The organism is Serratia sp. BNK-10, from assembly GCF_047456065.1.
GTDB classification, from domain to species: domain Bacteria; phylum Pseudomonadota; class Gammaproteobacteria; order Enterobacterales; family Enterobacteriaceae; genus Serratia; species Serratia ureilytica.
Map to the genome: position 1 here is coordinate 4,472,374 of NZ_CP179894.1, position 12,645 is coordinate 4,485,018.

8 protein-coding genes are annotated in these 12,645 nt (G+C 63.5%); 5 read left to right on the top strand and 3 right to left on the bottom strand.

Going from position 1 to position 12,645, the window contains the following annotated elements; translation table 11 throughout:
* Positions 1 to 34 precede the first annotated feature (34 nt).
* On the bottom strand, positions 35 to 3,730 hold the full coding sequence (gene metH, locus ACMGG9_RS21495) for a methionine synthase (protein WP_123062000.1): 3,696 nt from the start codon (positions 3,728 to 3,730) through the stop codon (positions 35 to 37).
* A 196-nt stretch (positions 3,731 to 3,926) separates the two neighbouring features.
* Between metH and iclR the strand changes: the two genes are divergently transcribed.
* From iclR to ACMGG9_RS21520, 5 genes are all read left to right on the top strand, one after another.
* Complete coding sequence (gene iclR / locus ACMGG9_RS21500; protein WP_103830350.1) at positions 3,927 to 4,757, top strand: glyoxylate bypass operon transcriptional repressor IclR; 831 nt, start codon at positions 3,927 to 3,929, stop codon at positions 4,755 to 4,757.
* 252 nt (positions 4,758 to 5,009) lie between these two features.
* Positions 5,010 to 5,549, top strand: a complete 540-nt coding sequence (gntK, locus tag ACMGG9_RS21505; protein ID WP_004936645.1) for a gluconokinase — start codon at positions 5,010 to 5,012, stop codon at positions 5,547 to 5,549.
* Positions 5,546 to 6,883 (top strand): gluconate transporter, encoded by a 1,338-nt coding sequence (gene gntU, locus ACMGG9_RS21510; protein ID WP_414161712.1) that lies wholly within the window; start codon positions 5,546 to 5,548, stop codon positions 6,881 to 6,883. The genes gntK and gntU overlap by 4 nt, the downstream gene beginning before the upstream one ends.
* 98 nt (positions 6,884 to 6,981) lie before the next feature.
* On the top strand, positions 6,982 to 8,796 hold the full coding sequence (gene edd / locus ACMGG9_RS21515) for a phosphogluconate dehydratase (RefSeq protein ID WP_033644379.1): 1,815 nt from the start codon (positions 6,982 to 6,984) through the stop codon (positions 8,794 to 8,796).
* A 54-nt stretch (positions 8,797 to 8,850) separates the two neighbouring features.
* Positions 8,851 to 9,492, top strand: coding sequence for a bifunctional 4-hydroxy-2-oxoglutarate aldolase/2-dehydro-3-deoxy-phosphogluconate aldolase (locus tag ACMGG9_RS21520; protein WP_025304481.1), 642 nt, complete (start codon positions 8,851 to 8,853; stop codon positions 9,490 to 9,492).
* 1 nt (position 9,493) lies between these two features.
* On the opposite strand, the gene aceK is transcribed toward ACMGG9_RS21520, so the two are convergent.
* Together aceK and aceA are read right to left on the bottom strand one after the other, a co-directional pair.
* Positions 9,494 to 11,248 (bottom strand): bifunctional isocitrate dehydrogenase kinase/phosphatase, encoded by a 1,755-nt coding sequence (gene aceK, locus ACMGG9_RS21525; RefSeq protein WP_047026587.1) that lies wholly within the window; start codon positions 11,246 to 11,248, stop codon positions 9,494 to 9,496.
* Positions 11,249 to 11,317: 69 nt separating this feature from the next.
* Positions 11,318 to 12,625 carry an isocitrate lyase gene (gene aceA, locus ACMGG9_RS21530; RefSeq protein WP_033639246.1) on the bottom strand — a complete coding sequence of 436 codons (1,308 nt, stop codon included), beginning with the start codon at positions 12,623 to 12,625 and terminating at the stop codon, positions 11,318 to 11,320.
* Positions 12,626 to 12,645 lie beyond the last annotated feature (20 nt).

A 12,645-nucleotide genomic window follows, 5' to 3' on the forward strand; every position in this document is an offset into this window, starting at 1 on the left:
CAAGGGCGCATCGCTGCGCCCTTAAAGAGGAAAGTCAGTCGGCGTCGTAGCCGAGGTTTGGCGCCAGCCAGCGCTCGACCTCGCTCACGCTCATCCCTTTACGCGCCGCGTAGTCTTCCACCTGATCGCGCTGGATCTGCGCCACCGCGAAGTACTTGCTCTCGGGGTGACTGAAGTACCAGCCGGATACCGCCGCCCCCGGCCACATGGCAAAGGACTCCGTCAGTTCCATACCGGTGTGGCGGTTGACGTCCAACAGCTGCCAGATGGTCGCTTTTTCGGTGTGCTCCGGGCAGGCCGGGTAGCCCGGCGCCGGCCGGATGCCCTGATAGTTTTCCCGGATCAGCTCCTCGTTGCTCAGGCTCTCGTCGGCGGCATAGCCCCAGTGCAGCTTGCGCACCTGTTCGTGCAGGTATTCGGCGAAGGCCTCCGCCAAACGATCCGCCAGCGCCTTGACCATGATTTTGTTGTAATCGTCGTGCTGCGCGTCGTACGCCGCCGCCAGCGCGTCTTCCTCCAGCCCGCCGGTCACCGCGAAGGCGCCGAAGTAGTCGGCTTTGCCGCTGCTTTTCGGCGCCACAAAGTCCGCCAGGCAGTAGTTCGGGAAGTCGGTTTTTTCCGTCTGTTGCCGCAGGTGGCGGCTCACCGCCAGCACCTCGTCACGCCGTTCGTCGCGGTATACCTCCACGTCGTCGCCGACGCGGTTGGCCGGGAACAGGCCGTAAACGCCGCGCGGGTTGAGGCTACGCTCGGCGGCCAACCGATCCAGCATCTGATTGGCGTCATGGAACAGGCGCTTGGCCTCTTCCCCCACCACCTCATCCTCGAGGATGCGCGGGTATTTGCCCGCCAGCGACCAGGTCATGAAGAACGGCGTCCAGTCGATATAGTGGCGCAGCGTCTCGATGCCGGCCGACACCGGAAACACGCCAAGCTGCCGCGGCGCCGGCGGCTGATAGTCGGCCCAGTTCAGCGCCATGGCGTTGGCGCGCGCCTTGTGCAAATCGACCGGCGGCGTGCGCGGCTTTTTGCGCGCGTGTTGAATGCGCACCGTTTCATACTCTTTGCGGGTGCGCGCCACAAACTCGTCGCGCTGGGTGGCGGACAGCAGCGCCGACACCACGCCCACGGTGCGCGAGGCGTTTTGCACGTAGGTGGTCGGGCCGCTGTAGTTCTGCTCGATTTTCACCGCGGTGTGCGCCTTGGAGGTGGTGGCGCCGCCGATCAGCAGCGGCAGCGTAAAGCCCTGGCGCTCCATCTCTTTGGCCACGTTGACCATCTCGTCGAGCGACGGCGTGATCAGCCCCGACAGGCCGATGATGTCGACATTCTCCTCGCGCGCGGTGCGCAGGATTTTCTCCGTCGGCACCATCACGCCAAGATCGACGATTTCATAGTTGTTGCACTGCAGCACCACGCCGACGATGTTCTTGCCGATGTCGTGCACGTCGCCTTTCACCGTCGCCAACAGGATTTTCCCCGCGGAGGTGCCTTGCTGCTTGCTGGCCTCGATGTACGGTTCCAGGTAGGCCACCGCCTGCTTCATCACGCGGGCGGATTTCACCACCTGCGGCAGGAACATCTTGCCCTCGCCGAACAGATCGCCGACCACGTTCATCCCGGCCATCAGCGGCCCTTCGATCACTTCGATCGGGCGTTCGGCCTGCTGCCGCGCTTCTTCGGTGTCCAGTTCGATAAACTCGGTGATGCCCTTCACCAGCGAGTATTCCAGCCGCTTCTCCACCGGCCAGCCGCGCCATTCCGCCTGCTGCACCGCCGCTTCGCCGTCTTTGCTGCCGCGGTACTTTTCCGCCAGTTCCAGCAGGCGTTCGGTGCCGTCCTCGCGACGGTTGAGGATCACGTCTTCTACCGCCTCGCGCAGCTCGCCAGGCAGATCGTCGTAAATCGCCAGCTGCCCGGCGTTGACGATGCCCATGTCCATGCCGTTGCGAATGGCGTGATACAGGAATACCGCGTGGATCGCTTCACGCACCGGATCGTTGCCGCGGAACGAGAACGACACGTTGGACACCCCGCCGGAGATCATCGCGTGCGGCAGGTGGGTTTTGATGTCGGCGCAGGCTTCGATAAAGTCGACGGCGTAGTTGTTGTGCTCGTCGATGCCGGTGGCGACGGCGAAGATGTTCGGGTCGAAAATGATGTCTTCCGGCGGGAAACCGACGCGTTCGGTCAAAATTTTATAGGCGCGGCGACAGATCTCGAACTTGCGCTCGCGGGTGTCCGCCTGGCCCACTTCGTCGAACGCCATCACCACCACCGCGGCGCCATAGCGGCGCACCAGCCTGGCGTGGTGGATAAAGGCCTCTTCGCCCTCCTTCATCGAGATCGAGTTGACGATGCCCTTGCCCTGAATGCACTTCAGGCCTTTCTCGATAACGGACCACTTGGAGGAGTCGATCATGATCGGCACCCGGGCGATATCCGGCTCGCCGGCGATCAGGTTGAGGAAGCGCACCATCGCCGCTTCGGCGTCGAGCATCCCCTCATCCATGTTGATGTCGATGATCTGCGCGCCGCTCTCGACCTGCTGGCGCGCCACGTCGAGCGCCTCGTTGTATTTCTCTTCTTTGATCAAGCGTTTGAAACGCGCCGAGCCGGTGACGTTGGTGCGCTCGCCGACGTTGACGAACAGGGTGTTGCCGTCGATGGTCAACGGCTCCAGACCGGCCAGGCGGCAGGCGACCGGGATATCCGGCAGCCGGCGCGGCGGCACGCCCTCGACCGCCTTGGCCATCGCGGCGATATGTTCCGGCGTGGTGCCGCAGCAGCCGCCGATAATATTGAGGAAGCCGGCCTGCGCCCACTCCCCGACCTGGCGCGCCATCTCGGCCGCATCCAGATCGTACTCGCCGAAGGCGTTCGGCAAACCGGCGTTCGGGTGTGCGGTGACGTAGGTCTCCGAGATGCGCGCCAGCTCGGCGACGTACTGACGCAGCTCATCCGGCCCCAGGGCGCAGTTCAGGCCGAAGGTCAGCGGCTTGACGTGGCGCAGCGAATTGTAAAACGCTTCGGTGGTCTGGCCGGACAGGGTGCGGCCGGAGGCGTCGGTGATGGTGCCGGAAATCATGATCGGCAGTTCCACCCCCAGCGCTTCGAATTCGGTTTCCACCGCAAAAGCGGCGGCCTTGGCGTTGAGGGTGTCGAAGATGGTTTCGATCATGATCAGATCGACGCCGCCTTCCACCAGCGCGCGGGTCGATTCGCGGTAAGCCGCCACCAGTTCATCGAACGAGATGTTGCGGAACGCCGGATCGTTGACGTTCGGCGAGATGGACGCGGTGCGGTTGGTCGGCCCCAACACCCCGGCGACGTAGCGCGGTTTTTCCGGCGTGCGCGCCGTCCATTCGTCGGCGCAGGCGCGCGCCAGGCAGGCGGCCTGATAGTTAATCTCGGCGGACAGCGACTCCATATGGTAGTCGGCCATGGCGATGGAGGTGGAGTTGAAGGTATTGGTCTCAAGGATATCGGCGCCCGCCTCGAGATAGGCGTAATGAATGGCGGTGATCACTTCCGGCTTGGTCAGCACCAGCAGATCGTTATTGCCTTTCAGATCGCTGCGCCAGTCGGCGAAACGCTCACCGCGGAAATCGCGCTCATCCAGACGGTAGCTCTGGATCATGGTGCCCATGCCGCCGTCCAACACCAAAATGCGCTGCGCTAACTGGCGGCGCAGTTGTTCTACTCGATTCGTCACTGTAACCCCTTCCATTGCCATCCAGCCCATTGCTCAACTGCCGCAAAAACCAACGAGTCATCCTAGCACAGCTTGTAAGGACAAAGGGCCAGGCGACAATTGAGAGTTTTTCAGGTTGTGCGCCAACACCTCCGATGAGCTGACGGCGGCTTGCAATTCATCGACAAAAAACGAAAATGAATTCCATCATACGGAAAAAGGAATCTCACCCATGGCCACCCCTGCTCCCGCCAAGCGCGGCAAGAAGCCCCGCGCAGCAGCCCCCGCCGCCAGTGCGGCGACCGGTCAGGTACAATCGTTGACCCGTGGCCTGAAACTGTTGGAATACATTTCGGAAGCCCAGGGCAACGTGGCGCTGACCGATCTGGCCCAGCAGGCCGGCCTGCCGAACTCCACCACTCACCGCCTGCTCACCACCATGCAGCAGCAGGGATTCGTGCGCCAGGTCGGCGATCTCGGCCTGTGGACCATCGGCTCGCACGCCTTTGTGGTCGGCAGCAGCTTCCTGCAAAGCCGCAACCTGCTGGCGATGGTGCATCCGACGCTGCGCCGCCTGATGGAGGAATCCGGCGAAACCGTCAACCTGGCGGTGCTGGATACCAGCGAGTACCAGGCGATCATCATCGATCAGGTGCAGTGCACGGCGCTGATGCGCATGTCGGCGCCGATCGGCGGCAAACTGCCGATGCACGCCTCCGGTGCCGGCAAAGCGTTCCTCGCCACCCTGCCGGACGATCAGGTGACCAAACTGCTGCACAAGAAAGGCATGCACACCTACACGCCGCATACCCTGACGCCGCACAACCTGAAAGAGGGGCTGGCGCAGATCCGCAAACAGGGCTTCTCCTTTGACGACGAAGAGCACGCGCTCGGCCTGCGCTGCGTGGCGGCCTGCATCTTCGACGAGCACCGCGAAGCCTTCGCCGCCATTTCCATCTCCGGCCCGGTGTCGCGCATCACCGACGATCGCGTGATCGAGCTGGGCGCGCTGGTGATCCACGCGGCGAAAGAGATCAGCCAGGCCTACGGCGGCGTGCGCTAATCCTGCTCATCCGAGGGGCGCCCCAGTGCGCTCCTGCTCCCCTGCCATGCTCTGTTGTCAGCATGTAACAGGCTGTCGGCATCCTGTTTAGCGCACAGGAAAAAAGCTTGAAGCCGATCACAGTTAACGATCCTCACGGCGAAAGCCCATTGCAACCGCTCAAACTTCCTTCGACAATGTTACCGATAACATGTTACCGGTAACAATCAAGCTAAATGAAGGTAACGTCACCCGGTGTTTTGGAGCCAAGCCATGACCAACAATCAAAATCGCATTTACGTCGTTATGGGCGTTTCCGGCAGCGGCAAGTCCGCCGTCGCCGCCGCCGCGGCCCGCCAACTCTCCGCCGGCTTCCTCGACGGCGACTTCCTGCACCCGCGCAGCAACATCCTGAAGATGGCCGCCGGGGAAGCGTTGAACGACGACGATCGCGCGCCGTGGCTAGCCGCGCTCAACGACGCCGCCTTCGCCATGCAGCGCACCAACAACGTGTCGATCATCGTCTGCTCGGCGTTGAAAAAGCAGTATCGCGACCGCCTGCGCGCCGGCAACGGCAACCTGTCATTCATCTATCTGCACGGTGAGTTCCCGGTGATCGAATCCCGCCTGGCGGCGCGCAACGGCCACTTCTTCAAGCCGCAGATGCTGGTCACCCAGTTCGCCGCGCTGGAGCAACCGGGCGCCGACGAGAACGACGTGATGGCGATCGACATCAATCAGCCGCTGGACGCGGTGATCGCCGATACCGTGCGCCATATCCAGAGCTTCCTGCCGCAGGACGTGTGCGCGTGAGTACCGTAACGCTGGTCGGTACCGCAGTCGGCTCGGTTTTACTGCTGTTATTCCTGGTGATGAAGGCGCGCATGCACGCCTTCGTCGCGTTGATGCTGGTGTCCATCGCCGCCGGCATTTTCTCCGGCATGCCGCTGGAACACATCGCCGACACCATGCAAAAAGGCATGGGCGACACGCTGGGCTTCCTGGCGATCGTGGTGGCGCTCGGGGCGATGTTCGGCAAGATCCTGCATGAGGTCGGCGCGCTCGACCAAATTGCGGCGCAATTGCTGAAACGATTCGGACAAAGCAAGGCGCACTACGCGCTCGGCATCGCCGGGCTGATCTGCGCGCTGCCGCTGTTCTTCGACGTGGCGGTGGTGCTGCTGATCGGCATCGTGTTCGCCGTGGCGCGCCGCACCGACGGCAATATCGTCAAGCTGGCCATCCCGCTGTTCGCCGGCGTGGCCGCCGCCGCCTCCTTCCTGCTGCCGGGGCCGGTGCCGATGCTGCTGGCGTCGCAGATGAAGGCCGATTTCGGCTGGATGATCGCCATCGGCCTGGTGGCGGCGGTGGTCGGCATGCTGATCGCCGGCCCGCTGTACGGCAGCTTTATCAGCCGTTTCGTCAACTGGCCAATGCCGCCGGAAGAGAATGAGCCGACGCTGACCAAGGGCAATCTGCCGTCGTTCGGCTTCAGCCTGGCGCTGGTGCTGTGCCCGCTGGTGCTGGTCGGCATGAAAACCATCGGCGCGCGGCTGGTCACCCCCGGCTCGCAGCTGCAGCAGTGGCTGGAGTTTATCGGCCACCCGTTCACCGCCATCCTGCTGGCCTGCCTGATCGTGATTTACGGTCTGGCGAAACCGCGCGGCATGAGCAACGAACAGACGCTGGCCATCTGTTCCGCTGCGGTGCAGCCGGCCGGGATCATCCTGCTGATGACCGGCGCCGGCGGGGTGTTCAAGCAGATCCTGGTGGATTCCGGCGTCGGGCCGGCGTTGGGTGACGCCATGATCGGCGCCGGCCTGCCGATCGCCGTGGCCGCCTTCGCGCTGTCCGCCATGGTGCGGGTGATTCAGGGCTCGGCCACCGTCGCCTGCCTGACCACCGTCGGTCTGGTGCTGCCGGTCACCAGTCAGCTCGGTCTGAACGGCGGGCAACTGGCCGCGCTGGCCATCTGCATCGCCGGCGGCTCCATCGTGCTGAGCCACGTCAACGACGCCGGCTTCTGGCTGTTCGGCAAATTCACCGGCGCCAACGAACTGCAAACGCTGAAAACCTGGACGGTGATGGAAACCATTCTGGGCAGCGTCGGCGGCGCCATTGGCATGATTGCATTCACGATGTTTTAAATCCTAAATCGCCCCCGGCCTTGCACACCAGGGCTGCAAATCACCCCCGGGGGCACCGCCACAGGCGGCGACTATAACAACAGCAATGTGAGGAAGGCATGATTAATCCAACCTTGTCCCGTGTCACACAGCGCATCATCGACCGTTCCCAGGCCAGCCGCGCCGCCTATCTGGCGCGTATCGAGGCGGCCCGCTCCCAAACCGTCCACCGCGCGCAGCTCGCCTGCGGCAACCTGGCCCACGGCTTCGCCGCCTGTCAGCCCGATGACAAGGCGTCGCTGAAAAACATGGTGCGCAGCGATATCGCCATCATCACCGCTTACAATGACATGCTGTCGGCCCACCAGCCGTACGAACACTACCCGCAGCGGCTGAAGCAGGCGCTGAAGGCGGTCGGCGCCGTAGGCCAGGTGGCCGGCGGCGTGCCGGCGATGTGCGACGGGGTGACGCAGGGGCAGGACGGCATGGAGCTGTCGCTGATGAGCCGCGACGTGATCGCCATGTCGGCCGCCGTCGGCCTGTCGCACAATATGTTCGACGGCGCGCTGTTCCTCGGCATCTGCGACAAGATCGTGCCGGGGCTGGTGATGGCCGCCCTCTCCTTCGGCCACCTGCCCGCGCTGTTCGTGCCGGCCGGCCCGATGAGCAGCGGCCTGCCGAACAAGGAAAAAGTGCGCGTGCGCCAGCTGTACGCCGAGGGCAAGGCCGACCGTTTGGCGCTGCTGGAGGCCGAGGCGGCCTCTTATCACGGCATCGGCACCTGCACCTTCTACGGCACCGCCAACACCAACCAGATGGTGATGGAAGTGATGGGTCTGCATCTGCCGGGCGCCTCCTTCGTCCATCCGGACACGCCGCTGCGCGACGCGCTGAACGATGCCGCCGCGCGCCAGGTGACCCGACTGACCGATACCGCCGGCAACTACCTGCCGATCGGCCGCCTGGTGGACGAGAAAGTGGTGGTGAACGGCATCGTCTCGCTGCTGGCCACCGGCGGCTCCACCAACCTGACCATGCATCTGGTGGCGATGGCGCGGGCGGCGGGCATCATCATCACCTGGGACGATTTCTCGGAGCTGTCGGAGGCGGTGCCGCTGCTGTGCCGCATCTACCCGAACGGCCCGGCCGACATCAACCAATTCCAGGCCGCCGGCGGCGTGCCGCTGGTGGTGCGCGAGCTGCTGCAACACGGCCTGCTGCACGAAGACGTGCACACCGTGGCCGGTTTCGGCCTGCGCCGCTACACTCAGGAACCGTGGCTGGACAACGGCCAATTGATATGGCGCGAAGGCGTGGCCGGCTCGCTCGACGCCAGCGTGATCGCCAGCGTGGCCCAGCCGTTCGAACATCATGGTGGCACCAAAGTGATGGCCGGCAATCTGGGCCGCGCAGTGATGAAAACCTCGGCGGTGCCCGCCGATAACCAGATCATCGAAGCGCCGGCGGTGGTGTTCGACAGCCAGCACGATATTGTGCCGGCGTTCGAAGCCGGCAAGCTGGATCGCGATTGCGTGGTGGTGGTGCGCTTCCAGGGGCCGCAGGCCAACGGCATGCCGGAGCTGCACAAGCTGATGCCGCCGCTGGGCGTGTTGATGGATCGCGGCTTCAAAGTGGCGCTGGTGACCGACGGCCGCCTGTCCGGCGCCTCCGGCAAGGTGCCTTCCGCCATTCACGTCACCCCGGAAGCCTATACCGGCGGCCTGCTGGCGAAAGTGCGCGACGGCGATCCGATCCGCGTCAACGGCCGCAGCGGCGAGCTGCAGGTGCTGGTCGACGCCGACGAGTTGGCGCGGCGCACGCCTTGCCAACCCGATCTGAGCGCCGAACACATCGGCTGCGGCCGCGAGCTGTTCGGCGCGCTGCGCAGCCAGCTGTCAGGCGCCGAGCAGGGCGCCTGCTGCATCAAATTTTAATCGATAGCCTGGCCGCATCGCCGCCTGGCGGCGGCCACAGAGGAGAACGTCAGCATGAACAAGTGGACAACAAGCGCCGAGCAGATCCTGACGGCGGGGCCGGTAGTGCCGGTCATCGTGATCAACAAGCTGGAACATGCGGTGCCGCTGGCGAAAGCGCTGGTCGCCGGCGGCGTGCGGGTGCTGGAGGTGACGCTGCGCACCGCCTGCGCCATGGACGCCATTCGCGCCATCGCCCAAGAGGTGCCGGAAGCGATCATCGGCGCCGGTACGGTGATCAATCCGCAGCAGCTGCGGGAAGTGACCGAGGCCGGCGCGCAGTTCGCCATCAGCCCGGGGCTGACCGACGAGCTGCTCAAAGCCGCCACCGCCGGTTCCATTCCCCTTATACCGGGCATCAGCACCGTTTCCGAGCTGATGCAGGGCATGGATTACGGCCTGCGCGAATTTAAATTCTTCCCGGCGGAAGCCAACGGCGGCGTAAAAGCGCTGCAGGCGATCGGCGGCCCATTCCCGCAGGTGCGTTTCTGCCCGACCGGCGGCATCTCGCCGGACAATTACCGCAGCTATCTGGCGCTGAAAAGCGTGCTGTGCATCGGCGGCTCCTGGCTGGTGCCGGCGGACGCGCTCGAAAGCGGCGACTACGCGCGCATTACCGAACTGGCGCGCGCCGCCGTCGCGGGCGCCCAGGCCTGATTTACATCGCAGCGGTGGCGGCCGGCAGCGCCGCCCCGCTGCGCTGGCTGAACCGCTGCTTCTTGCGATAAGCGAACACGTCTTCCACATGCCCCTCGCGGATGCGCTGCTGCAACCCGCGCCAATACTCCGCGGTAAACAGATCGCTGTGCAACTCTTCAAACACCTGCCGAATGCGCCGATCGCCGCACAGGAAGTGGCGGAACTCTTCCGGGAACACATCGTTGGGCGCGATGCTGTACCACGGCTCGCTGGCCAGCTCGTCCTCCGGATAACGCGGCGGCGGAATGTCGCGGAAGTTGACCTCGGTCATGTAGCAAATCTCGTCGTAGTCGTAGAACACCACACGCCCGTGGCGCGTCACGCCGAAGTTCTTGAACAGCATATCGCCGGGGAAAATATTGGCGGCGGCCAACTGCTTGATCGCGTTGCCATACTCTTCAATCGCATCGCGCATTTGCTGGTCGTTGGCCTGCTCCAGATACAGGTTCAGCGGCGTCATGCGCCGTTCCATATACAGATGTTTGATCACGATGCGATCGCCGAGATCTTCCAGCTTGCCCGGCACTTCACGCCGCAGCTCCGCCAACAGCTCAGGGCTGAGACGCGCCTTGTCGACGACGAAATTTTCGTACTCCTGGGTATCCGCCATGCGCCCGACGCGATCGTGCTCTTTCACCAGCTGATAGCAAGCCATCACCTGCGCCTGCGTCACCTCTTTCTGCGGGGCGAACTCATCCTTGATCACTTTAAACACCCGATCGAAGGACGGCAGGGTGAACACCAGCATCACCATGCCTTTCACGCCCGGCGCGATGATGAACTGTTCCTGTGAGTGCGCCATAAAGGTCAGGTATTCGCGATAGCATTCGGTTTTGCCGTGTTTTTGGCAGCCGATCGCCATGTACAGCTCGGCGGTGGTCTTGCCCGGCAGGATCTCGCGCAGCCACTCCACCATCGCCGCCGGCAGCGGTGCGTAGACCATGAAATAAGAGCGGGCAAAACCGAAGACGATGCTGGCCTCGGCCCTGCCGGTTAGGCAGGCGTCGATAAACAGCGCGCCCGATTCGCTGTGGTGGATCGGCAACAGGAACGGGTAAACGCCGTCGGCCAGGCGCAACTTGCCAACCAGCCAGGCGGCCTTGTTGCGATAGAACAGCTCGTTGGCGATCTGGAAGGTCGCCCCCGTCAGTTGCTGTGGGCTGAAGGCGCGTTGCAGCGCCTGAGTGATGTAGCGAATGTCGCGTGTCAGATCCTCCCACGGCAACCGCAGCGGCAGATCGCTCAAGACGCTGCGCAGCATCGCCGGCAGATCGCCATTGGGGGTAAAATCGCGCGCCAGCGGACGCGGAATGTCGCGAAAACGCCGTTCCGGCTGCGAACTGAAGACGAACAGCTTGTCCGGCGTCAGATCGCGATGCTTGAACAACCGGCAATAGACCGAGTTGAAGAAGCTTTCGGCGATCTCAAAACGCGGGTAGTCCGGCAGCAGATCGATATAGACCGCTTTGACCCGGCTGGGGAAGTCGGCGTCGAAATATTTCTGCCCGGTGATGCATTTAAGCTGCTCCACCACCAGACCGACGTGATGGTCGTACAGATGGATGCGCTTTTTCATCGCCTGCTGCACCGCCGGCCAATCCGCCTGCTCAAAGCGCTGCTGCGCGCCGGCGGTCACTTCCAGAAAGCGGCCGTACTGCGCATCGAAGCCCTGCAGGATCGTCTGTGCGATCAACAACTCCAGTTTTGCCGCCATCCTTACCCCCGCCAGAAAAAGAAGCCTGCGCATGCAGGCTCCGGGTGAAACGTCTTCAAGCTTGCCGCATCAGAACTGCTGTTCTTCCGTCGAACCGGTCAGCGCAGTGACCGAAGAGGCGCCGCCCTGAATGATGGTGGTGACCTTGTCGAAGTAGCCGGTGCCCACCTCTTGCTGGTGCGACGCGAAGGTGTAACCGCGCTCCACCGCGGCGAACTCCGCCTGCTGCACCTTCTCGACGTAGTGTTTCATCCCTTCGCCCTGCGCATAGGCGTGCGCCAGGTCGAACATGTTGAACCACATGCTGTGGATGCCCGCCAGCGTGATGAACTGATACTTGTAGCCCATGTCCGACAGCGCCTGCTGGAAGCGGGCGATGGTCTGGTCGTCGAGGTTCTTCTTCCAGTTGAACGACGGCGAGCAGTTGTAGGCCAGCAGCTTGCCTGGGTATTTGGCGTGGATGGCGTCGGCGAAGCGCTGGGCGGCATCCAGATCCGGCGTTGAGGTTTCGCACCACACCATATCGGCGTAAGGGGCATAAGCCAGACCGCGGCTGATCGCCTGCTCGACGCCGGCATGGGTGCGGAAGAAGCCTTCCGCCGTACGCTCGCCGGTGACGAAGGCGCTGTCATACGGATCGCAGTCAGAGGTCAGCAGGTCGGCCGCATCGGCGTCGGTACGGGCGATCACCAGCGTCGGCACGCCGAGCACGTCGGCCGCCAGGCGCGCGGCGACCAGTTTCTGGATCGCTTCTTGCGTCGGCACCAGCACTTTGCCGCCCATATGGCCGCATTTCTTCACCGCCGCCAGCTGATCTTCGAAGTGCACCCCGGCGGCCCCGGCGGTAATCATCGCTTTCATCAGCTCAAAGGCGTTCAACACGCCGCCGAAGCCGGCTTCCGCATCAGCGACGATCGGCAGGAAATAATCGGTGTACCCTTTGCTGCCCGGCTCAATCTGGTTCGCCCATTGGATCTGATCGGCGCGCCGGAAGGTGTTGTTGATGCGCTCGACCACCTTCGGCACCGAGTCCACCGGATACAGCGATTGGTCAGGGTACATGGCCGCTGCGCTGTTGGCGTCGGCCGCCACCTGCCAACCGGACAAGTAGATGGCCTCGACGCCGGCTTTGGCCTGCTGCAGCGCCTGGCCGCCGGTCAGCGCGCCCAGGCAGTTCACGTAGCCTTTGCGCGCCTTGCCATTCAGCAACGCCCACAGTTTGGCGGCGCCGTTTTGCGCCAGGGTGCATTCCGGGTTGACCGAACCGCGCAGATTGATCACGTCTTCGGCGCTGTAAGGGCGAGTGATGCCTTCCCAACGGGCCGATTTCCATTCCTGTTCCAGCTGCTGGATCTGTTGAGAGCGAGAGGTAGACATAATTTTTATCCTTTCAGTCA